The 21,068-nt window shown below is 66.6% G+C and carries 15 protein-coding genes and 1 pseudogene; 10 read left to right on the top strand and 6 right to left on the bottom strand.

Annotated features, from left to right (window positions below; all coding sequences use genetic code 11):
- Window positions 1-7: 7 nt before the first annotated feature.
- Window positions 8-1,046, bottom strand: a pseudogene (locus IEX41_RS11175) (integrase core domain-containing protein).
- Between the two features lie 262 nt (window positions 1,047-1,308).
- Window positions 1,309-2,442, bottom strand: coding sequence for an alpha-D-ribose 1-methylphosphonate 5-triphosphate diphosphatase (locus tag IEX41_RS11180; RefSeq protein WP_188790334.1), 1,134 nt, complete (start codon window positions 2,440-2,442; stop codon window positions 1,309-1,311).
- A 70-nt stretch (window positions 2,443-2,512) separates the two neighbouring features.
- On the opposite strand from IEX41_RS11180, the gene IEX41_RS11185 reads away from it, so the two are divergent.
- The 8 genes from IEX41_RS11185 to IEX41_RS11220 all read left to right on the top strand — a co-directional run bounded on the left by IEX41_RS11185 (window position 2,513) and on the right by IEX41_RS11220 (window position 10,357).
- Window positions 2,513-2,953, top strand: a complete 441-nt coding sequence (locus IEX41_RS11185; RefSeq protein ID WP_188790335.1) for an NUDIX domain-containing protein — start codon at window positions 2,513-2,515, stop codon at window positions 2,951-2,953.
- Window positions 2,954-2,955: 2 nt separating this feature from the next.
- Entirely contained in the window at window positions 2,956-3,897 is a 942-nt protein-coding gene (locus IEX41_RS11190) for an ABC transporter permease (RefSeq protein WP_188790336.1), read from the top strand.
- A complete protein-coding gene (locus tag IEX41_RS11195) occupies window positions 3,894-4,709 on the top strand; it encodes an ABC transporter permease (protein WP_188790337.1) in 816 nt (271 codons plus the stop codon). Before IEX41_RS11190 ends, IEX41_RS11195 begins: the two co-directional genes overlap by 4 nt.
- Entirely contained in the window at window positions 4,706-6,370 is a 1,665-nt protein-coding gene (locus IEX41_RS11200) for an ABC transporter ATP-binding protein (RefSeq protein WP_188790338.1), read from the top strand. The genes IEX41_RS11195 and IEX41_RS11200 overlap by 4 nt, the downstream gene beginning before the upstream one ends.
- On the top strand, window positions 6,348-7,793 hold the full coding sequence (locus tag IEX41_RS11205) for an aldehyde dehydrogenase family protein (RefSeq protein ID WP_188790339.1): 1,446 nt from the start codon (window positions 6,348-6,350) through the stop codon (window positions 7,791-7,793). Before IEX41_RS11200 ends, IEX41_RS11205 begins: the two co-directional genes overlap by 23 nt.
- A 30-nt stretch (window positions 7,794-7,823) precedes the next feature.
- Window positions 7,824-8,564 (top strand): glucose 1-dehydrogenase, encoded by a 741-nt coding sequence (locus IEX41_RS11210; RefSeq protein ID WP_188790340.1) that lies wholly within the window; start codon window positions 7,824-7,826, stop codon window positions 8,562-8,564.
- A 411-nt stretch (window positions 8,565-8,975) separates the two neighbouring features.
- Window positions 8,976-9,953, top strand: a complete 978-nt coding sequence (locus tag IEX41_RS11215; protein WP_188790341.1) for a glycosyltransferase family 2 protein — start codon at window positions 8,976-8,978, stop codon at window positions 9,951-9,953.
- Between the two features lie 2 nt (window positions 9,954-9,955).
- A complete protein-coding gene (locus tag IEX41_RS11220) occupies window positions 9,956-10,357 on the top strand; it encodes a GtrA family protein (RefSeq protein ID WP_188790342.1) in 402 nt (133 codons plus the stop codon).
- A gap of 300 nt (window positions 10,358-10,657) precedes the next feature.
- Here IEX41_RS11220 and hemC read toward each other — a convergent pair whose 3' ends face one another.
- On the bottom strand, window positions 10,658-11,620 hold the full coding sequence (gene hemC, locus IEX41_RS11225; protein WP_188790343.1) for a hydroxymethylbilane synthase: 963 nt from the start codon (window positions 11,618-11,620) through the stop codon (window positions 10,658-10,660).
- A 114-nt stretch (window positions 11,621-11,734) separates the two neighbouring features.
- Here hemC and hemE point away from each other — a divergent pair, with 114 nt between their 5' ends.
- Window positions 11,735-12,775, top strand: coding sequence for a uroporphyrinogen decarboxylase (gene hemE / locus IEX41_RS11230; protein ID WP_188790344.1), 1,041 nt, complete (start codon window positions 11,735-11,737; stop codon window positions 12,773-12,775).
- A 147-nt stretch (window positions 12,776-12,922) separates the two neighbouring features.
- Here the strand turns inward: hemE and IEX41_RS11235 are convergent, their stop codons facing one another.
- Window positions 12,923-14,197: a malonyl-CoA decarboxylase gene (locus tag IEX41_RS11235; RefSeq protein WP_188790345.1), complete on the bottom strand. Its 1,275-nt coding sequence runs from the start codon at window positions 14,195-14,197 to the stop codon at window positions 12,923-12,925.
- A 257-nt stretch (window positions 14,198-14,454) separates the two neighbouring features.
- Between IEX41_RS11235 and IEX41_RS11240 the strand changes: the two genes are divergently transcribed.
- Complete coding sequence (locus tag IEX41_RS11240) at window positions 14,455-14,604, top strand: hypothetical protein (protein WP_188790346.1); 150 nt, start codon at window positions 14,455-14,457, stop codon at window positions 14,602-14,604.
- A gap of 312 nt (window positions 14,605-14,916) precedes the next feature.
- Here IEX41_RS11240 and IEX41_RS11245 read toward each other — a convergent pair whose 3' ends face one another.
- Window positions 14,917-19,242 (bottom strand): translocation/assembly module TamB domain-containing protein, encoded by a 4,326-nt coding sequence (locus tag IEX41_RS11245; RefSeq protein WP_188790347.1) that lies wholly within the window; start codon window positions 19,240-19,242, stop codon window positions 14,917-14,919.
- Window positions 19,239-21,041, bottom strand: coding sequence for an autotransporter assembly complex protein TamA (locus IEX41_RS11250; protein WP_188790348.1), 1,803 nt, complete (start codon window positions 21,039-21,041; stop codon window positions 19,239-19,241). The genes IEX41_RS11245 and IEX41_RS11250 overlap by 4 nt, the downstream gene beginning before the upstream one ends.
- Window positions 21,042-21,068: the final 27 nt, after the last annotated feature.

Consider the following 21,068-nt stretch of genomic DNA (forward strand, 5'->3'; position numbering starts at 1 on the left):
GGGCGTTCTATCCGATCGCGCTGTGGGGCCGGTCCTCGATGTAGTGGCTGCATCGATCCTCCAGCTTTTCGCGGGCATCCGCAAGGCTCACAAACCGGTGCAGACATTCGGCGCTGTACCTGCCATCGGACGCTTCGATGAAGTCGTTATCCATCGGCTCGCCTGGCCGTGAGACATGGAGCGTGACGCTGCGCTGATTGACACAGAGATCCAGGTCGCGGGAGAGGAACTCGCTGGCCTGATCGACCCGTGGCGGGTCGGGGTAGCCCGATCTTCGGCACAATTGGTCCAGTGTGGCGACCACGTCACTGTCCCGCTAGCTGAGTCGTGATTTGAGCATCGAAGCTTAGCGGGAGAGCGTGTCCACGACCGTCAGAAGCCGACGTATCTCGCACGTTGCCAGCTGGTCATGGATAAAGTCCATTGCCGGACATCGTTCGGCTCAACGGTGCCAGCGTGGTCGTCGCGCAGCTTCGCCTTTACCCGCAGTTTCGGCGTCTGGTTTCTGAGCGTCATTCCCAACTACCTGAAGGTGTGACAGACTTTCTTGATGTTGATGCCCCAGCCCTCACGGTCCAGACGTACGTGAACCTGGCGATAGCCGCAACGAACCCGTGTCTGACAAATCTTCCTGATCCACTTCTCCAGGGCGGCCTCGTCGGCGCGGCGGGATTTGAAGTGCTGCGTTGAGCGGTCAAACCCGGTGGCGCCAAACCGTCCGGATCGACATTCCTAGTCGCTGCACATCCCGCGAACACGCTCGCCCATCCCACCAGGCCTGAGATCTTTCGCCGGATGACATCTTGCAACATACCGCTGCCCAGCGTGAGGGCTGCCATGATCTTCTTCAACCGACTGTTCTCATCCTTGAGCTGCTTAAGCCGCGTCATGTCGGTCGGCAGCAAATCCGCATACGTTTTCTTCCGACTGGGATGGGTCGTCTGGCTCATAGCTGCCTTGCGGCAGATTTCAGCTACTGGTGTGCCTTTCTTGCCCTGCTTGACGATGGAGGCCTTCTGCGGGTCGGGCACCTTCGATCCTTTCATGTGGTTCCGATCCTCTCCCAGCCGAGAAATTCTGGCGGAACACTCCAGCTGCAAAGGGGTGGGGAACCAGCAATCAGATCAGAGCGGCGACCGACCCAATCTCTCGTCCGTACGCTCGGCCAGCTTTGGCCGGGTGGCGGCATTCATCCGGAACTGACGCGCTGGTGCTCCAGAACCACAGCAAAGCCTTTCGGGGTTTGCAGGACCATGAGAAACGCACCCGAAGCTGGCCTGCGTAGTGGCGTTTCGGGGCGTCTCGAAATCACATCAGGCGCGATGCGATGTCGCCGGACAAGTGGGCGACGCGGCCCCCGGCGATGGTCATCACGATGCGGCGGTTGTCGCGGTCCATGACCACGAGGTCGGCACGCTTGCCGTCCTCGATCGTGCCCCGATCGTGCAACCCCAGCAGTCGCGCCGGGCCTTCGGACACCAGCCGCCACGCGCCGGGTTCGTCCAGCAGCCCAAGCTCCACGCAGCGCCAGGCGGCGCGGGCGGGGGAGGGGTAGTGGTAATCGGATGCCAGCGCATCGCAGAGCCCCTTGGCGATCAGCTCGGAGGCGGCCACGTTGCCCGCGTGGCTTGCCCCGCGCACCACGTTGGGCGCACCCAGTACCACCGCATCGCCGGCTTCGCGCGCGGCTTGCGCCGCTGCAAGCGTTTCGGGGAACTCCGAAATGTGCACGCCGCGTGCTCGCCATGCGGCACGGGCCTCAAAGGTCTGATCATCGTGGCTGCCCATCCGGACACCGCGCGCGCCCAGCCGCGCACAAAGCGCATCCAGCGCTTCGGGTACTTCCGAAGACCGCTTGTGCAGTTGCTGCATCAGCGCCAGATGGGCCTCTGGTGAGCGGCCGGATTTCAGCGCCTGACCGGTGAGGCGCGGCGGCTTGCGCCCCTCGGCCAACCGCTGGTGGGGCAGGTGGTCGTTGAAGACCACATAGGGGATGTCCCAGCGGTCCACGGCAGCTTCGGCGGCCTCGAAACTCTCGAGGAAATGCGTCTCGAGCCGCAGCTGCAGCCTCAGGTCGACAGGCACCGTCGGCGCGACACAGGCCACGGACTCGAACACCTCGGAGGCAAACTCCGGCCCTCGCATTCCACCTTCCCAGGACCAGAACTGCGCCAGCATGGCGGTGGTGATGCCGCAGGCTGCCAGCTCGGCGGCGCAGGCTACCATGCCGGAATCGCGCTCCCGCAGGGCTCCTCGGCGCGGTGCCATGTGCCGCTCGAACCCGTCTCCATGGGCATCGATGATGCCCGGCAGGATGTCGTAACCACCAAGGTCAACCGAACGCGCGCCACCACCGATGAGGCCGTCCTCGATCCCGACGGGGGCTTCATCCCAACCATCGGGGCGCATCACGCGGGCATTTTCGAAACGGATGGACAGCATCGGGGTCTCCTTGGTCGGGGCAGGGGATAAGCCCTTCCGCGTCCTCGCGAAAGATGCAAATCATGGGCGCATGTCATCGCCTCGCCTCGCCGCCCGCGCCATAATCCTGCACGAAGGCCGCCTGCTGGTGGTCAATGCCTACCCGGGCCACCGGAGTGATCTGTGGTGTGCGCCCGGCGGCGGCGTCGAAAAGGGTGCCTCGTTGCCGGACAATCTCGCCCGCGAGGTGTACGAGGAATGCGGGGTGAAGATCACCGTGGGCGCGCCCTGTCTCGTTAACGAATTCCACGATCCCGAAAGCGGCTTCCACCAGGTCGAGATCTTCTTCCGCTGCGAGCTGGTCTCGGGAGATCTGTCGGTCGACTGGGAAGACCCCGAGGGCGTGGTGAACCGCCGCCGCTTCGTCACCCGCGACGACCTTGGCGCGCTGCGCCACAAACCCGGCAGCCTTGCCCACGTGGCCTGGGGCCGGGGCTTTGGCTACGATCCTCTCGAAACCATCGTACCCTGACCATGATCGCCCATCTTGCCAAGCGTCTCGGTATCCTTGCCGCAAGCCTCGCGGTCGCCTCAATGGTGATCTTCGTGGTGGTCGAGATCGCGCCCGGCGATCCTGCCAGCTACATGCTGGGGATGAATGCCCAACCCGACACGGTGGCGGCGCTCAGGGCCGAGCTTGGCCTCGATCAGCCGAAACTCCAGCGCTACCTGTCGTGGGTGGCGGGCATGGCGACGGGTGAGTTCGGCACCTCCTATACCTACCGCGCGCCGGTGGCGCAGATGGTGGCCGAGCGGCTTCAGGTGTCGCTGCCGCTGGCGCTCATGGCGCTGCTGCTGGCGATGGCAATCGCGCTGCCCGCGGGCATCCTCGCGGCGGCGCGAAGGGGCCGGGCGGCAGACGCTGGGGTCATCGCGGCGACGCAGATCGGCATCGCGGTGCCGAACTTCTGGTTCGCCATGCTGCTGGTGCTGCTCTTTGCGCTGAAACTGCGCTGGCTGCCGGCGGGGGGCTTTGCGGGCTGGGACGACCCTCTCGCGGGGCTGAAATCACTGGCACTTCCGGCCATCGCGCTGGCCCTGCCGCAGGCGGCGATCCTTGCACGCATCATGCGCTCGGCGCTCATCGAGACGCTGGGCGAAGACTACATTCGCACCGCCCGCGCCAAGGGCCTGACCCGCGCACAGGCGCTGCGCAAACACGGTCTGCGCAACGCCCTGATCCCGGTGCTGACGATCATGGGGCTGCAATTTTCCTTCCTGCTGGCGGGGGCGATCATCATTGAACAGGTGTTCTACCTGCCGGGACTGGGGCGGCTGATCTTCCAGGCCATCACGCAGCGCGATCTCATCGTGGTTGAATCGGTGGTCATGCTGCTGGTCTTCGCGGTGATCCTCGTCACCTTCCTCACCGACATCGCCTACGCGGCGGTCGATCCAAGGTTGCGCCGCCGATGAAACCCACACTTCTCATAGGCGCCACCCTCACGGCCCTTGCCTTCGGCGCGGCGCTTCTGTCCTTCGCCTGGACGCCCTTTGATCCCTCCGCCATCTCGGTGCCGGACCGCTTCCAGCCGCCGAATGCCAGCCACTGGCTCGGGACGGACCACCTCGGGCGCGATATGCTCAGCCTTGTTATGACCGGCGCGCGCACTTCGCTGGGGGTGGCGCTGGTGGCGGTGGGCATCGGTACGGGCCTCGGGGTGCCACTGGGTCTTGCCGCGGCCGCCCGACACGACGGCTGGATTGACCAGCTCATCATGCGCGGCAACGATTTGGTCTTCGCCTTCCCCAGCCTTGTCATCGCCATCCTCATCACCGCCGTCTTCGGCCCCGGAGCGATCAACGCCATCATCGCCATCGGCATCTTCAACGTGCCGGTCTTTGCCCGCGTGGCGCGCGGCGGCGCCCTGCCACTCTGGCGGCGCGAGTTCATCCTAGCCGCCCGCACTGCAGGCAAGGGCGCGGCCCGCATCAGCTCTGAGCACATCCTGCCCAATCTTGCGAGCCTGCTTATCGTGCAGGGCTCCATCCAGTTCTCGCTCGGCATCTTGGCCGAGGCCGGGCTCTCCTACGTCGGCCTCGGTGCCCAGCCCCCCGTGCCCTCGCTGGGCCGCATGCTCGCGGACGCCCAGACCATGGTGTCCCTCGCGCCCCATACCGCCATCGTCCCCGGTGCCGTCATCGTGCTCACGGTCCTCGGCCTCAATCTGCTGGGCGACGGCCTCCGCGACCGCCTCGACCCACGCCTGACAAGAGCGCCCGCATGAGCGCTTCCTTTGACTTCAAATATCACGGGGGAGCGCAAAGCGCGGGGGCAGAGCCCCCCTTGCTTGGCATCGAAAACCTGTTCCTGCACATCCACGGCAGGCAGATCCTCCACGATGTCTCCCTGAACATCGCCCCGGGAGAGATCCTCGCCATCACCGGCGAAAGCGGTTCGGGCAAGTCCCTCACGGCGCTCGCGACCATGGGCCTGCTGCCCGACGGCGCCCTCACCGAGGGCCACATCCGCCTTGGTGGCAAGGACCTCCTGAGCACTCCCGAACGCGCCCTCTGCACCGTTCGCGGGCGCAAGATCGGCATGGTTTTCCAAGAACCGATGACGGCGCTCAACCCGCTCGCCCGCATCGGCGACCAAGTGGCCGAGACAATCCTTACCCATCGCGCCGCGTCTCGCGCCGAGGCCCGCCTTATCGCCGCTCAGACCCTTGCGCGTGTCGGCCTCGATCCGGACCGCATCCCGCCGTCGCGCTACCCGCACGAGCTGTCGGGTGGCCAGCGCCAGCGGGTGGTCATTGCCATGGCGATCGCGCTGAAGCCGCGCCTGCTCATCGCTGACGAGCCGACAACCGCGCTCGACGTCACCACGCAGGCGCAGATCCTTCGGCTGCTCAAGACCCTCGTGTGCGAGGATGGCATGGGTCTCATGATGATCACCCACGATCTGGCCGTGGTCTCGGACCTCGCCGACCGGATCGCCGTCATGCAAAATGGCCGGATCATTGAGTCCGGCCCGGCCCGGGCGCTCTTTTCCGAGATGCGGCATCCCTACACCCGCGCGCTTCTGTCTGCCTCCGGCCATCGCCCGACACTGCCCGCCCCCCGCCCGGCACCGCCGCTCCTCAAGGTCGAGAACGCCCTGCGCAGCTATCCCGGCAGGCGCCCGTCACTGCTTGCCCCGAAAGCGCAGCACCAAGCGGTGCGCGACGTCAGCCTCACCCTGCACGAGGGGGAACGGCTCGGCGTCGTAGGCGAATCCGGCTGTGGCAAGTCCACGCTAGCCCGCGCCATCCTCGGGCTGGAGCCGCTTCAGGGTGGCAGCATCGCCCTGGGTGGTAGGCCGGTCGATACGCCGGACCAACGCCGCCGGATCCAGGTGGTGTTCCAAGACCCGTTCGGGTCATTCAACCCGCGCCACAAGGTCGGGCGGCTTGTTGCGGAGCCATTCCATCTAGTCCCGGATGCGCCCAAGGGCCGCTCCTTGGAAGAGGCCGTCGCCGAGGCGCTGACCGAGGTGGGCCTGACCCCGGACGACGCCCACCGCCACATCCACGCCTTTTCCGGAGGCCAGCGCCAGCGCATCGCCATCGCGCGGGCGCTGATCACCCGTCCGGACATCGTGATCTTCGACGAGGCGGTCTCGGCACTCGACGTTCGGGTGCGGGCGCGGATCCTCGATCTCATCGCGGAGCTGTCGCGGCGGCATGGCCTTGGTTACCTCTTCATTTCGCACGATCTGTCGGTGGTGCGGGGCATCACTGACCGGGTGCTGGTGATGCGCGAGGGCCGGATCGTCGAAGAGGGACCGACCAACGCGGTATTTGACAACCCTCAGCATTGGTATACCAAATCTCTGACAGCTGCGGTGCCGATCCTGCCGCAGCCATCGGGAGGAGGAGAAACCGATGCTGGACACCCTGTCCCATGACACCGATCGCATGCTGATCGGTGGGCAGTGGCGCGCAGCCGCTGCCACGCTGCCCCTGTATGACCCGTCCACCGGCGCCGAACTCGGCCGCATAGCTCGCGGCACGGCGCAGGACATCGACGCCGCCGTCGCCTCGGCCACCGCCGCCCTGGGCGGCCCGTGGGGGGCGATGTCCGCCACCGAGCGGGGCCGCATCCTGACCCGCATCGGCCTTGCGGTGCTGGACCACGTGGACGAGCTTGCCGAACTCGAGGCGCGCGACGTGGGTAAGCCTCTGAGACAGGCCCGGGCCGACGCGCTGGCCCTTGCGCGCTACTGCGAATTCTACGGTGGCGCGGCGGACAAGCTGCATGGTCAGACCATCCCCTACATGGACGGCTACACCGTCTACACCCTGCGCGAGCCGCATGGGGTCACCGGCCATATCGTTCCGTGGAACTACCCGATGCAGATCATAGGCCGCTCGGTGGGGGCGGCGCTGACCATGGGCAATGCCTGCGTGCTGAAACCGGCCGAGGATGCCTGCCTCACCGCGCTCGCCTTTGCCCGCATCGCCCAAGGCGCCGGGCTTCCGGACGGGGCGCTCAACGTGGTGCCGGGCCTCGGGGCCGAGGCGGGGGCGGCGCTGTCGGCCCATCCCGGCATTCACCACCTGAGCTTCACCGGATCGGTCGCCACCGGGGCGGCGGTGCAGATCGCCGCCGGGGCCAACGTGGTGCCCGTGACGCTTGAGCTTGGGGGCAAGTCGCCGCAGATCGTCTTCGAGGACGCGGACCTTGAAGAGGCACTGCCCTTTCTCGTGAATGCCGGGCTTCAGAACGCCGGACAGACTTGTTCGGCCTCGTCCCGCATCCTTGTGCAGCGCGGCCTGCTGGGTGAGGTCATGGCCCGCATGGCCGCGGCCTATACCGCGAAACATGTGGGCCCCGCGATGGAGGATCCTGACATCGGCCCGCTGATCAACGCCACTCAAAAGGCGCGGGTCGAGGAATACATCGCCAAGGGCGCCGACCTGCCGCTGCTCGCGCGCGCAGAGCTGGCCAAGGATCTGCCCGAGGGCGGCCATTACGTGCAGCCCGCTCTCTTTGGGCCGGTTCACGAGAACCACCCGCTGGCGCAGGAAGAGATATTCGGCCCGGTGCAGGTCATCATCCCCTTTGACACCGAAGAGGACGCTCTGCGCATCGCCAACGGCATCGATTACGGCCTCGTGGCAGGCATCTGGACCCGTGACGGCGCCCGCCAGATGCGCCTCGCGCGCAAGCTTCGGGCAGGGCAGGTGTTCATCAACAACTACGGCGCCGGGGGCGGGGTGGAGCTGCCTTTCGGCGGCGTCGCAAAGTCCGGCCATGGCCGGGAAAAGGGCTTTGAGGCGCTCTACGGCTTCTCGGTGCTGAAGACCGTGGCCGCGCGTCACGGTTGACCGTCTACAGGTCCGAAGGGAGGAAACAACATGAGACTCGAGGGGAAATGCGCCATCGTCACGGGCGGCGGATCGGGCTTTGGCGCGGGCATCGCGGAACGCTTTGCCGCCGAGGGCGCGCAGGTGATGGTCGCCGACATCAACGCCGAAGCGGCGGACCGCGTGGCAAATCAGATCGGCGGCATTGCGCATGGGGTGAACGTGGCCGACGGCAACAGCGTGCAGGCCATGGCCGATGCCGCTGTCGAGGCATGGGGCAGGGTGGACATCCTTGTCAACAACGCCGGGGTCACGCATGTGCCCGCACCCATGGACGAAATCCCCGAGGAGGAATTCGACCGGGTCTTCGCGGTCAACTGCAAGTCGGTGTACCTCACAGCGCGGGCGCTGGTGCCGGGCATGAAGGCGCGCGGGGCGGGGGCGATCCTCAACGTGGCCTCCACCGCCGGGGTGTCGCCGCGCCCGAGGCTCAGCTGGTACAACAGCTCGAAGGGCTGGATGAACACCGCCACCCGCGCCATGGCCATCGAGCTTGCCCCCGAGGGCGTGCGTGTCAACGCAATCAACCCGGTGGCCGGGGACACGCCCCTGCTGCCCAGTTTCCTCGGTGAGGACACGCCCGAAATGCGCGCGAAGTTCCTCTCGACCATCCCCATGGGGCGCTTTTCAACCGCGCAAGACATGGCGAACGCGGCGCTCTACCTTTGCTCGGACGAGGCGTCGATGGTCACCGGGGTCTGCATGCAAGTGGACGGAGGCCGCTGTATCTGAAGGGTGGCGGGCTGCTGCGCAGGACTGGTGAACATCCTTGGTTCTGCCCCAAGGGGCTTTGACTGCCATAGCGCCGGCGGGTGGGGCAGGCTTCATGCTGTAGTCGGGAAGCGCGGAGAAAAAGCCAGACCAGCCACCACGCGGCTTTTAAGGACCGGCGTGCGCTTAACAGGGCGCTTCGAAGAGCGCCACGACTTCGGGTAATCAAGACGATGATGGGCAGCCCGGCAAGCGGCACCGCACCAGACACGCTTGCCCCGTAGTGAACCAGGCGACAGTTCCGCGCCGAGAGCCGGGAAACTGTTTCAATTGTCTGCAGATTTAAGGAAATCGCCGTTAGTCGGCCAAAATTGTGCCACAAGCCGCGGGCAGTTTGGTGGCACCTGGTTGAAGTGTGCCCGAGGTTTCCCGATGTTCCTGTCCGTCGTCGTTCCCTGCTACAACGAAGAAGAGAGCGTGCCTGCGCTGGTGCAGCGCCTTGCGAAGGCCATCGCGCCATGGAAGGACCGCTCCGAAATATTGCTGGTCGATGACGGTTCGTCCGATGCCACCTGGGCCGCGATCGAGGCCGCCCGCGCCGGCTGCCCACAGCTGCAGGGTATACGCCTGTCTGGCAACCGTGGCCATCAGGTCGCGCTGACCGCCGGACTCGAGGCTGCGCGGGGCGAGCGTATTCTGATGCTCGACGCGGATCTTCAGGATCCCCCCGAGCTGCTGGGAGACATGATGAGCCTGATGGATCGCGGCTATGACGTGGTCTACGGCCAGCGCGCAGAACGGCAGGGCGAGACCATGTTCAAGAAAGTCAGCGCGCATGTGTTCTACCGCGTCCTGAACCTGCTTTCGGATGTGGACATCCCCCGCGACACCGGCGATTTCCGCCTTGTGAGCCGCCGGGCGCTGGACGCGGTGCTGGCGATGCCTGAACGGGCGCGTTTTGTCCGTGGGCTGTTTGCGCTGGTGGGCTTTGAGCAGATCGCCCTGCAATATCGCCGCGCCCCGCGTGAGGCAGGGGAGACCAAATACCCCCTCAAGAAAATGGTGCGCCTCGCCGTGGATGCCATGACCGCGCTGTCCACCAAGCCGCTCAAGATCGCCACGCGCATGGCGTTTCTCAGTCTTATGGCGGCGGCGGGGGCGGTGGTCTACCTCGTGTGGTCCATGGTCACGCACCAGACCGCCCCGGGTTGGGCCTCGCTGTTCCTGACGATCTCGATATTTTCCTCGATCCAGCTGTTCACCCTTGGCATCATGGGCGAATACATTGGCCGCATCTACACCGAGGCCAAGGGCCGCCCGCTCTATTTCCTGTCCGAGGATACCCGCGGCACGATGGCAGCGCCGGGGACGGCCGACCCGGAAGTCCTGCCGCTGCGCAAGCGAGCCTGAGCATGCTCCTAATCGCGAAGCTGTTCCGGTTCTGCCTCGTCGGCGGTACGGTGACACTGATCTATATCGGTCTTTACGCGGGGCTGCGCAGGCTCGGGCAGGATGCGGTTGCCTCGAACCTGCTCGCGCTTGGGGTGGCCGTGGCCGTGCAGTATGCTGGTCAGGCCTGCATCACCTTCAAAAGGCCTCTCAAGAATGCCGGGCAGGCGTTCCGTTTTTCTGTCATGATAGGGGCAGGGCTGATGACCTCGTCTGCAATGGCATGGATGCTGGCGCCTCTGCCGGGGATCGCCGACTGGGCCGCTGCGACGTTCATTTCCATGGTCCTCGCCATTCAGAATTTCGTCTTCATGCAGGTCTGGGTTTTTGCCCGAACCGGTGTTTTGCGCGAAGATCTTTCCTGATCCGCCCTTGCGCCACGGCCAATGCGGCAGCGTGTTGGCCACGCCCAAGCCGAGGTATGCGCCTCGGCGACAGGGCGGCGGCGCATCACGGGCACATAGCTCGAGTCGCGAGCTGCCCATGGTCCTGGGTGTGAGGCTCAGGCATGGCTCAAGGCCAAACAGGCGCGTGACCGAGCGCTGGGGCGCACCCCGCAAACCGCGTGACGGCGCGCGCATGGCCGGAGGAGCTTTGGTGCCACCCCCCACTGGGGCGGTCCTGAAAGCTCCTCGGCGTTGCATCCCGAGGGCTGATACGGTCCCTCAGCCCTTCCAGGCGAAGAAATCGTCCCCGGCCTTTCCCAGAAGCTCGGTTGCCAGCTGGCGGCCAAGCGCCGCGCCATCGCTGGCCGCGCCACTGATTTCGCCCGCAAACGACTCGGCTCCGTCGGGGCTGAGGATCTCGCCACGCAGGCGCAGGCTGTCCCCGTCCAGTTCGGCCAGCCCGGCGATGGGGGTCTCACAGGAGCCATCGAGCGTGGCGAGGAAGCTGCGTTCGGCGCTCAGGCGCAGGTCGGTGTCACCGTCGTGGATCGCGGCCAGCATCTGCGCTGTGCGGTCGTCGTCCATGCGCCGCTCGATCCCAATAGCGCCCTGTGCCACGGCGGGCAGCATGTCGTTTGGGTCGATCGCGGTCATGGGGATGGTGCCGTCCATGTTCATCCGCCGCAGCCCCGCCATGGCAAGGAAGGTAGCCGCCGCCACGCCATCCTGAAGCTTTTTCAGCCGGGTCTGCACATTGCCGCGGAACTCCACCACCGTAAGGTCTGGCCGCCGGTTCAGCAGCTGGGCCTTGCGCCGCAGGGACGAGGTGCCCACCACCGTGCCATGGGCAAGATCGGTGATTGCGCCGCCACCGGGCGAAATGAAGGCATCGCGCGGATCCTCGCGCGGCAGGTAGCAATCAAGCACCAGCCCCTCGGGCTGCACCGTCGGCATGTCCTTCATGGAATGCACCGCGATGTCGATCCCGCCCGAGGACAGCTGCTGCTCGATCTCGCGGGTGAACAGGCCCTTGTTGCCGATCTCCTTCAGCGGCCGGTCCGCTGCGATCATCGCGCGGTCGTCGCCGGTGGTGCGGATCACAACCACCTCGAACGCTGCGTCGGGCAGATCGAAGGCGGCACCAAGCCTGCGGGCGGTCTCGTGGGCCTGTGCCAGCGCCAGCGGGCTGCCGCGGGTGCCGATGCGCAGGGGCTCGTCGGGGGAGGGAAGCTTGATCGTCATGGCCCAAGCTTTATGTCGCGGCAAAGCCTGTGGCAATGGGGCGCGAATTGTCCTATTGCCGCTGCGACAGGTGCCAAGGGCAGTTGCCACAGACAGTTAAGGGGAGGCCGCATCATGACCAAGACCATCCTTCGGGCGCTTGCAGGCGAAACGCTGCCCGTGCCGCCGATCTGGATGATGCGGCAGGCAGGGCGTTACCTGCCGGAATACAAGGCCACCCGGGCCGAGGCAGGCGACTTCCTGTCGCTGTGCTACAACCCCGAGCTTGCGGCCGAGGTGACGCTGCAGCCGATCCGCCGGTATGGCTTCGACGCGGCGATCCTCTTTGCCGACATCCTGCTGCTACCGCAGGCGCTGGGGGCTGACCTGTGGTTCGTCACCGGCGAGGGACCGCGCCTGTCGACCACCACCACCGACGCGGATTTTGCAAAGCTCGGGCAGGGCGAGATGATCCACGACACCCTGTCGCCGATCTACGAGACGGTGAAGATCCTGCGCCGCGAACTGCCCTCCGAGACGACGCTGATCGGCTTCGCGGGCGCCCCCTGGACCGTGGCGACTTACATGATCGCCGGGCAAGGCACCAAGGATCAGGGCCCGGCCCATGCGCTCAAGGCTGAGAACCGGGTGCTGTTCGAGAAGATCATCGACCGGCTCACTGAGGGCACCATTGACTACCTCTCGAAGCAGATCGAGGCCGGGGCCGAGGTGGTCAAGATCTTCGACAGCTGGGCCGGTTCGCTGAACGCCGAGGACTTCGACCGCTACGCGCTGGAGCCCGCGCGCCGCATCACTGCCGAGCTCAAGGCGCGGCATCCGGGCATCCCGGTCATCGCCTTCCCGCGACAGGCGGGGAACAAGTACATCGGCTTCCACGAGGCCACCGGCGCTGATTGCGTCGCGGTGGATGACAGTGTGAGCGCGGAGTGGATCGCCGAGCGTGTGCAGCCAAGCGGCTGCGTGCAGGGCAACCTTGCCTCGTCGCACATGGTCACCGGTGGTGATGCTCTGGTGTCGGAAACCCGGCGCATCGTGAAGGCGCTGTCGAATGGGCCGCATATCTTCAATCTCGGACACGGTATCACCCCGGATGCGGACCCCGAGAACGTCAAGCTGATGATCGACACCGTCCGCGAGAGTGCTGCGGCCAGTTGACAGCCGCGACAGGCCGGCGCGCGATTGCGGGCCGGCCGACGTGTGTGACGGGTTGCGCGGATTTGCCTGCCCGACGCGGCCACGCCTTGCACTTGCTCAGTTGGTCGGCGTCCTAGCTCTCAGCTCTCAGCTCTCAGCTCTCAGCTCTCAGTCCACCTCCGCCGGGTCGCTCTTGCGCTCGGCGGCGGGCTTGTCGCGCCCTGCAAGCGAGCGGACAGGGCCAGAGGCCACCACCTCCTGACTTTCGGCAAAGCGGTCGTGGTTCTTCTCAACCTTGCCGAGATCGTAGAGGTAGTTGACCATCACCCCTGCAGACTGGCGCAGGCCGTTTTCCGACACGTCAGCCCCCGCGTGCACCGCATGCAGGCTGGCGCCGTTGCCAAGGTGGAAGCGCGCCACCGGATCCAGCGGTGCGCCCCCCTTGCGCTTTGCGGTCAGCAGGTACTGGGCGGCAAGGCGGGACATGCCCTTTGGGTCGGCAGGCTCGTAGGCGATGCCTTGGGTCTCGAGCCAGCGCACGAGGCCGGGCACCGGCGACAGGGTGACGAATGTCTTCAGTCCCGGTAGCGCCTTGGCAAGATCGGCCACCACCTGCTTGATAAGCGAGTTGCCGAAGGAAATCCCCGCCAGCCCGGGCTGGCAGTTGGAGATCGAGTAGAACACCGCCGTGTCGGCATCCGCCGCAGGCTCGGGCGGGCGGTCCTCGGCCAGCAGCGTCTGCACGGAATTGGGCACGCCGCGCGTCAGCGCCACCTCGACGAAGATCAGCGGCTCGTCCGGCATGGCGGGGTGGAAGAAGGCAAAGCAGCGCCGGTCATCGGGTTTCAGCCTGCGGCGCAGATCGTCCCACGAATGGATCGTGTGCACCGCCTCGTAGGCGATGATCTTCTCGAGGATATGAGCAGGGCTTTGCCAGCTGATTGGGCGCAGCACGAGAAAGCCGCGGTTGAACCACGACTTGAAGAGATGCCGGAAATCCTGGTCGAGCGCCCGCAGTGCCGCGTCCTCGCCCGCCATGCGCCGCAGGTCCGCGCGCATCTGCACCAGGCGCTCGGTCGCGCCGGGCACCTTGTTGAGCCGCCGCACGAGTTCATGCCGGGGGGCTTCGGTGGCGGCGGTGAAGGCGCGGTAGCTGTCCGCGCTTGGGCTCGCCTCATAGGCCTCGAGCGCGGAGCGCACGGCAGAGGTGTCGAGGGTCAGCGCCTCAGCCACGTGGCGGAACAGTGCGAGGCGCGCCACGTCGTCCATCTCGGCATAGCGTTGCAGGATACGCCGGGCGAGATCCTGCGCCACGGTTTCCGAACTTGAGGCCATCAGGTCCGAGATGAGCGCCTCGGTGCTGCGCGGGTCGCGGCGCAGGATGGGTCCGATGCGCTCGGTCCGCTCGAAGACGGTGGAGAGCAGGTCTGCGAGAAGGGACATGGACTGCCTCGTGATTGCACATGGGGTGGGGGCCGTGGCCTCCAGCTTACAAAGTCGGATGGACGGACCACGAATTCAACCGATGCGAGCGCTAAAGCCGTCGCGGCACGGAAATGTCATGGGGAGGCAGGGCCGTATCCTATTGGCGTCAAGAAGGGCGGTGGTGGGGCGCGGGGCATCTTTGGGAAAGGTCGCTTTGCGGCAACAGGACACGTGCCGGCCCACCGCCTGAGCGGCCTTGATGGGAGATAGTGTGCATGTCGGCCAACCTTTTGCGCGGCATCGGTGATGGGCAGGACGCGCATCGGCCGACCGGTGAGGCGCGCCTGACGGACGCGGCGCAAGCAGGTCATGCGCGGGCCAAAGCCCTCGCGCGGCTCAGGCTCGCGGAAAAGCACTGCCATTAGACGTCCCCTGAGGAGGGTCGCTGATGGACCGCGCTCGGGGCTTCCTGCGTAAGAGGCACCGTCCGGTGCCCGGACATGAGCCGTCCTTGGCATCGTGGTGAGGCCGCCACGGTGATGCCTGTCGCCGTGATCTGCCGGGCCATGGCGTCGTGTTAGCGGACGAAGAAGATGACGGGGGTGCGCCTCTCTTTTTCCGCCACCGCGCCTAGCGTAGTGCGGATGTGTTTTTCCTGCGAGGGACGCATAGGAAAACGCCCGCGCGGCCATGGGACCGCGCGGGCGTGATGCGCTTTTCATCAGGGGACGGCGGTGTCAGTAGTCCTTTTCGTAGAAGATGCCGACGCCGGTGTTGCCCTTGCTCGACGCGCTGGCACGCGCGTTGACGTTGCGATTGATCTGATAGTTCAGATCAATCGTGGTCTCGCCCGAGGACTGGACCTCCACGTCCGTATAGACGTTCTCGCTGATGTATTTGCCCAGCCGCAGGCCAGCGTTGCCCTCGGCATCAGTGGTGACGTCCAGGTCGTCGAGGCCAAAGCCCTTGCGCAGGTTGCCGACGATGCCGTCGCCGCCGCGCCCAGCGAGGGTGTTCACCGCCGCCGCAATGCGCAGCGCTTGAAGCGCTGACAGCTCGGTCACGTCACGACCGAAGAGCAGAAGCGCAAGCACCTCTTCCTCGGGGCGCGAGGGTTCCGAACGGAAGCTGACCTCGGGCGAGGTCGCCTCGCCTTCGACGCTGACGAAGATCGTGCTGTCGTCTCGCTCGGTCACGGCCTCGACGTCGATGAGCGGGATGAAATCGCCAGTCATCTGAAGGCCAGCGGTGTTCAGGGTCAGCCGCTGCCCGAGGATGTCGAGCCGCCCGCGCACCAGATCGAACCGGCCCACCGGCACGATGTTCGCCGTGGTTCCCGTCAGCCGCAGCTCCCCGCCCAGTTCCGCATCAAGGCCACGGCCCCGGATAAAGATCTGCTGGGGTGCGCGGATCAGCAGGTCGATGGGCATGACATAGCCGGACCCACCGCCACCGCTCGCGTTGGCGACCTCGTCCAGCAGTCCGGCACGGGCGCGGCTTTGGCGGACGTCGGCAGGTTCGTTGATGTGGTGCAGCACGAAATCGCGGCTGGTCCCGCCAAGGCCGGTTTCGGGGATGCGGACTTCGGCCTCGTCGATGTTGATGCGCCCGCCAAGGCTCGGCCCGGTGAGAAGGGGGCCTTCGACCGTCAGGCGACCGCTTGCGGTGGCCTGATAGAGTCGGCTGTCCTGCAGGAGCAGCTGCTGCAGCTGCACGCCAAGGTCGGCCCTGTAGGGCGACGCCAGCGAGATGGTGCCATCGGTGGTGATGGTCCCGCCCGTGGACAGCGCGGCATTGACGTCAAGCCGCACCTGATTGCCACCGAGGTTCGCGTTGATGTCGATATCATCAAGCGTCAGCGCCGGTCCCGGCAGCACCATCTGTGCCCCCGCCACCGTGACGTTCCCGGACAGCGATGAGGGTTGCAGAGGACCGTCGAGGCGCAGGTTGATCTGGGCCATGCCGCTGATGAGGTTCGGCTCGAGGATCCGGTTTGCCAGCGACAGCGGAGCGTTGCCGTTGATCGCGAGGTTCGCGCTGTCGAAGCTGCGGGCCAGGCTGCCAGACACCTGCGCCTGCGTGCCCCCCGGCGCGGTCAGCTGGGTGCTGACCTGCCACGGGCCGTCGCCGTTCGATCCCAGCGTGCCGGTGGCGGTGGCGCGGCCCGGAAGCTGCGGCACCAGTGCGCCAAGGTCACGCACCGCCACGTCGTAGGTCAACTGGCTGGACCCGCTCGCGGCAAGGCTGCCGTTGGCGGTGACCGTCAGCTGCGACGTGGTGAGGTCGAGCCGCTCCACGGTGATGGTGCCGTCCGCGTCGCGCTCGGCCCGGAACTCGGCATTGCCGTTGCCGCCGATGAGCTCGTCCGCGGCGGGAATGCCGATGGCCAGGCCAGTCGTGCGCAGTGACCCTTCGGCCGACGCAGCGCCGCTGTCCAGCGTGTAGGACCCGGTGCCATCGAAGCTCACGGACCCGCGCATGTTCAGCCCCGTGAGAGGCGCGAAGGCGGCAAGGTTGTTCGCATTGGCATTGCCGTCGAAGGCGACGCTCTGGATGTCCGCGATGCCCAGCCCGCTGCCGTCCTCGGCGCTCGCAGCCTTGGTCGCTGTCACCACGCCGTCAAGCGCGGTGTCGCCGGGGCCGGTGGCAATGAGGTCCAACATGTAAGCGGTGTCGTTCTCGCTCAGGGTGCCGTTCAGCGTGGCGCGCCCGGACATGCCGGGGGCGGCCAGCGACAGGTCGGGCAGGGTCAGGTCAAACCGCGCCTGCGACCCGCCGACGACCACCTGACCATCAGCCTGGGCCACGATGCCCGGCCCGTCGATGTCGAGGGTGCGGATGAAGATCCCTTCGGTCGAGCGTGCGGCATCCACGTCCAGAAGCACGCGCCCGCCAAGCAGCCCGTCCAGCTGGTTGATCCCGGCGGCAAGGTCGGTGGCATCGCCGTTGACCCGCAGGTCGAACAGCAGTTCCGTCGGCTGGGCGCTGCCCACCACGGTCACGTCTACGGCGCCGCCAAGGTCACGCCCGGCCAGCTCCGAGAACCGCGACAGGTCGTCGGACTTGAGCGACACATTGGGCGAGACGGTCAGCACGTCATCCTCTCCAAGGCCCGAAGCGATGACGCTGCCCGCCACCTCGGTCGCGCCGGGGGCGGTGGCGGTGAAGTCGAGCGTGTAGGCGCCATCGGCCTGCACCACCGTGCCGTCAAAGGTGGCACGGCCCGAAACGCCCGGCTGCACGCGCGCAAGTTCGGGCAGCACAAGGCTGAGATCCGCGGTGGTGGCGTCTGTCTGGATGTTTGCGCTGCCGTTCATCGTGAGGCCGGGGCCGTCGAGCGACAGGCTGCGAAGTTCGGTCCCTGTCTCGGTCCGGGCGGCGTCAATGTCCAGCACGACGCGGCCTTCGAGCAGACCGTCAAGCTGCTGGATGTCGGTGACAAGGTCGGTGCCGCTGCCCGACACGCGCAGATCGAAGCGCCCGGCAAGAGGTTCAACCGTGCCGTTCAGCGCAAGATCCGCCGCGCCGCCAAGGCTGCGCCCGGCAAGGCCGGAAAAGCGAGACAGATCGTCGGTGCGGATGGTCATGTCGGGTGCGATGGTGGGATCGTCGCCCTGCGACAGGCCCGACAGCACCATGTCGCCGCCGATGGCGATGCCGGCACCGTCAAGGTCGATGCCCGTCAGCTCCAGCGGTTCGCCCTCGGCCCAGTCAAAGCCTAGGCTGCCCGCAAGGGTGGTGCCTGCGGCGGCGGCGAGGTTCTCGTCCGCCAGGGTGAGCCCGTCCACCGAGAGGTCGATCTGGCCGGCGACCTGCCCGGGGGTGGTGCTGCCCTCGTTGCGGGAAATCGTGCCGGTGCCACTGATGCGGGCCTCGTCCAGCGTCATCTCGGGGCGCTCTATGCCGGAAGCCAGCAAGTCGAGCGTAAAACCGTCGCCCTCGGCGGCATCATAGCTGAGGGTCAGCGTTGCCTCGTCGATGAGTGTGGCGTCGGAGGTAAAGGCCATCTGCACCGGCTCGCCATCGTCTGAGGCGATCCGGCCGTCGAGGGCCAGCCGCTCGGGCCAGCCGTCGGCGCCGATGCGCGCGTTGCCGGAGAGCGAGACGGCCGAGGTCTGCAGGTCCAGCGTATCGAGTTCCAGAGCGCCGCTGTTTTCGGTGATTCCCGAAACCTGAAGCGTCTGCTGAGCGCCGAGGAAGGCGCGCTGCTCTTCCTCGACCAGCGGGCGCAGATCGCCGCTGAGGTTGGCGGCAAAACGGTGGCCCAGTTCCTGCACCGTCTCGAGTGTGATCTCGCCGGTCAAGCGGTCGGTGTTGTCGGTGGCCAGCGCCACGTCGGCGGTGAAATCATCCACCGGGCCGCTGCCCTGCACCGTGAATCGGATCGACGGATCGCCCGGCAGCGCGGCGCGGGTGGCAATGAGCCCGCCGCGCGCACCATCCAGCGCAAGGTCGATGTCCAGCTGCCTTGTGTCGTTGGCATAGCTTGCCTGCAGCGTCACCGCGTCGCGCGGCCCGTCAATGCGCTGCACCGACAGTTCCACCTCGCCTTCGCCATCAGCCAGCTGGGCGGTGCCCGCCACGTTCAGCGCAAGCTCTTCGCCCACGACGGGCGCGCCCAGTTCGACACGCTCAATGGCGAATTCGCCCACGTTCACCGATACGGGAAGATCAGGCAACGAGAATGACATGCCGCCCGCCTCGGGGGCAGGCGCCTCGGTGTCCGAGGCCGGCAGGCGCGACAGTTCAAGCCGCTGTGCGGTCAGCTGTTCGACCTCGACGCGGCCGGTCAGAAGCGCGGTGCGGCTCCAGTCCAGTTCCGCGTCCTCGAGGGTCAGCCACACGCCGTTCTCGTCGGCGATGGTCAGCAGATCCATGGTGGCCTGCGAGCTCAGCGCGCCACGGAACCCGCGGACGGTGACGGACATGCCGTCCGAGGACAGTGCGCCCTCGATCAGCTGTTCGAGCCGTGTGCCCTCTTCGTCGTCTTGTGCCTGCGCGGGTGCGGGCAGGGCAGAGACCGTCAGGAAGGGAATCAGGAGAAGGAGGAGAAGTCGTTTCAAAACGCCTGTCCTATGCCGATGTAGATCTGGAAGCCCTCACCGGTGTCGCCACTGGTGGGGGTTGCGATGTCGAAGCGGACCGGGCCGATGCCGGTCTGGTAGCGCACGCCGAGGCCCGCGCCGGAATGCCAGTCGCCGTCCTGGCCGGGGGTGGCGGTGCTGCCGATGAACCCGGCGTCGGCAAAGGCCACAAGGCCCCAGCTTTCGCCGATGTCCTGCCGCACCTCGCCCGAGAGACCGACGAAGCTGAGACCGCCGGTCTCGTCACCGCCGCCAAGATCGACGGTCAGCGACTGGTAGGGCTGGCCCCGTACGGACCCCGCGCCGCCGGAATAGAACAGGAACTCGGGCTGGGTGTCAGTCAGTGACGGCCCCATGACAGAGCCCATCTGGAGCCGCGCCGCGAGAACGGTGCGGTCTTCCTCGCCGATGCCGTAGTAGCCGCGCAGGTCGGTATAAAACCGCGCACCGGAGCCTTCACCTTCGACGTTGATGAAGGGCATGAACTCGGTCGAGGCGTACCAGCCACCCCGCGGATCAAGATCGTTGTCGCGTTTGTCCCACGTCAGCGAGGTGGGCAGCGTCAGCAGGATGAACTCCCGGTTCCCGAGATCGTCGTCGGTGACCGAGTAGTTCAGGCCGATGCCGAGTTCGCCGGTCAGGTCCTCGTTGAAGCGGCGCGTCAGGCCGGTGGTGAGGTCGATGCTGTCCGAGCTGTAGGTCGGCTCGTTCTCGGTGGCCAGCGCCGCTTGGAAAAAGGCGTCGGTGTCGGGGCCTAGCTCGGCGATGGCGGCGGGCACCTCGAGCCGGGCGGTGACGCTCGCGTCGATCTGCCCGGTGTTGCCCGAGATGTCGCTGACCGCCCCGTCGATGCGGAAACGTTCCGCCCCGCCAAGGAAGTTGCGGTGCAGCCAGTAGGTGGTCAGTGCCAGCCCCTCGAGCGAGGACACTTCGGCACCGAAACCGATGCGGCGTGGCCGCGCGTCGGCGGTTTTCACCAGCAGGTCAAGCGTGCCGTCGGGATTGGCGGTGTCCGCCTCGGTGGCGGTGACGCTGGAAAAGGTGCCGGTGTCGACCAGGCGGCGGACCACTTCGTCGACCTCAGCGGGGTCGAACCGTTCACCTGCAGGGAAACCGGCGATCCGTCGCTGCGCGGCAGTGCGCACGGCGCTGTCGTTGACCAGGATCATCCGGCCAAACCGCAGCTCGCGGCCGGGGGCGATCCGCATTTCCACGTCGAGCCGCGCGCGCGCATGGTCGGCGGTAACGTTCTGGTAGCCGACTTCGGCCTTGGCATGGCCCACCTGCCGCCAGCCATCGATGGCGGCATCGGCGGCGTCACCGACCACGCTTGCACGGGCGGTAGAGGTGCGGGCAAATTCCTCGGGCAGCTCGGTGTTCGGGGCCAGCGGGGTGACGCTGGCCTCGCCGAACTTGAACTTCGGTCCGGTCTGAACGCGGACGGTCACCTGTCCGACGCTCTGCGGGGTCGAGAGCAGCTGGATCTCCGACGCCTCGCGCCCGTCAAGCAGGATGCTCACCGTGCCGCCGTAATAGCCGTTGGCATAGAGCGTCTCGGTCAGGATGCCGTAATCGGATAGCGCCGCGGCAAGCACGTCCGGCCCTGAAGTCCGGTCCTCGTTCTTGGCGAGGGTGAGGGCGGAGGCGTTTTCGATCTCCGAACGCAGGTCCTCGTCCATGCCGGGGGTCGAGAAGTTCAGGGCGTCGAAGGCGGAAGCCGGCGAGGTGGCAAGGCAGAAGGCGAGGCCGAAAGCGGCTGGCAGGCGCCGAAGGGTCACTGCTGAGATCCTTTCAAAGGCTGCTCG

This window comes from Salipiger pallidus (assembly GCF_014643635.1).
GTDB lineage: Bacteria > Pseudomonadota > Alphaproteobacteria > Rhodobacterales > Rhodobacteraceae > Salipiger > Salipiger pallidus.

Coding starts and splice junctions, on each gene's coding strand:
- hemC (WP_188790343.1), bottom strand. CDS start 11,620: ATGACGATCAAGCTTCCCTCCCCCGACGAGCCCCTGCGCATCGGCACC.
- IEX41_RS11185 (WP_188790335.1), top strand. CDS start 2,513: ATGTCATCGCCTCGCCTCGCCGCCCGCGCCATAATCCTGCACGAAGGC.
- IEX41_RS11235 (WP_188790345.1), bottom strand. CDS start 14,197: ATGTCCCTTCTCGCAGACCTGCTCTCCACCGTCTTCGAGCGGACCGAG.
- IEX41_RS11210 (WP_188790340.1), top strand. CDS start 7,824: ATGAGACTCGAGGGGAAATGCGCCATCGTCACGGGCGGCGGATCGGGC.
- IEX41_RS11220 (WP_188790342.1), top strand. CDS start 9,956: ATGCTCCTAATCGCGAAGCTGTTCCGGTTCTGCCTCGTCGGCGGTACG.
- IEX41_RS11200 (WP_188790338.1), top strand. CDS start 4,706: ATGAGCGCTTCCTTTGACTTCAAATATCACGGGGGAGCGCAAAGCGCG.
- IEX41_RS11240 (WP_188790346.1), top strand. CDS start 14,455: ATGTCGGCCAACCTTTTGCGCGGCATCGGTGATGGGCAGGACGCGCAT.
- IEX41_RS11215 (WP_188790341.1), top strand. CDS start 8,976: ATGTTCCTGTCCGTCGTCGTTCCCTGCTACAACGAAGAAGAGAGCGTG.
- IEX41_RS11190 (WP_188790336.1), top strand. CDS start 2,956: ATGATCGCCCATCTTGCCAAGCGTCTCGGTATCCTTGCCGCAAGCCTC.
- IEX41_RS11195 (WP_188790337.1), top strand. CDS start 3,894: ATGAAACCCACACTTCTCATAGGCGCCACCCTCACGGCCCTTGCCTTC.
- IEX41_RS11180 (WP_188790334.1), bottom strand. CDS start 2,442: ATGCTGTCCATCCGTTTCGAAAATGCCCGCGTGATGCGCCCCGATGGT.
- IEX41_RS11205 (WP_188790339.1), top strand. CDS start 6,348: ATGCTGGACACCCTGTCCCATGACACCGATCGCATGCTGATCGGTGGG.
- hemE (WP_188790344.1), top strand. CDS start 11,735: ATGACCAAGACCATCCTTCGGGCGCTTGCAGGCGAAACGCTGCCCGTG.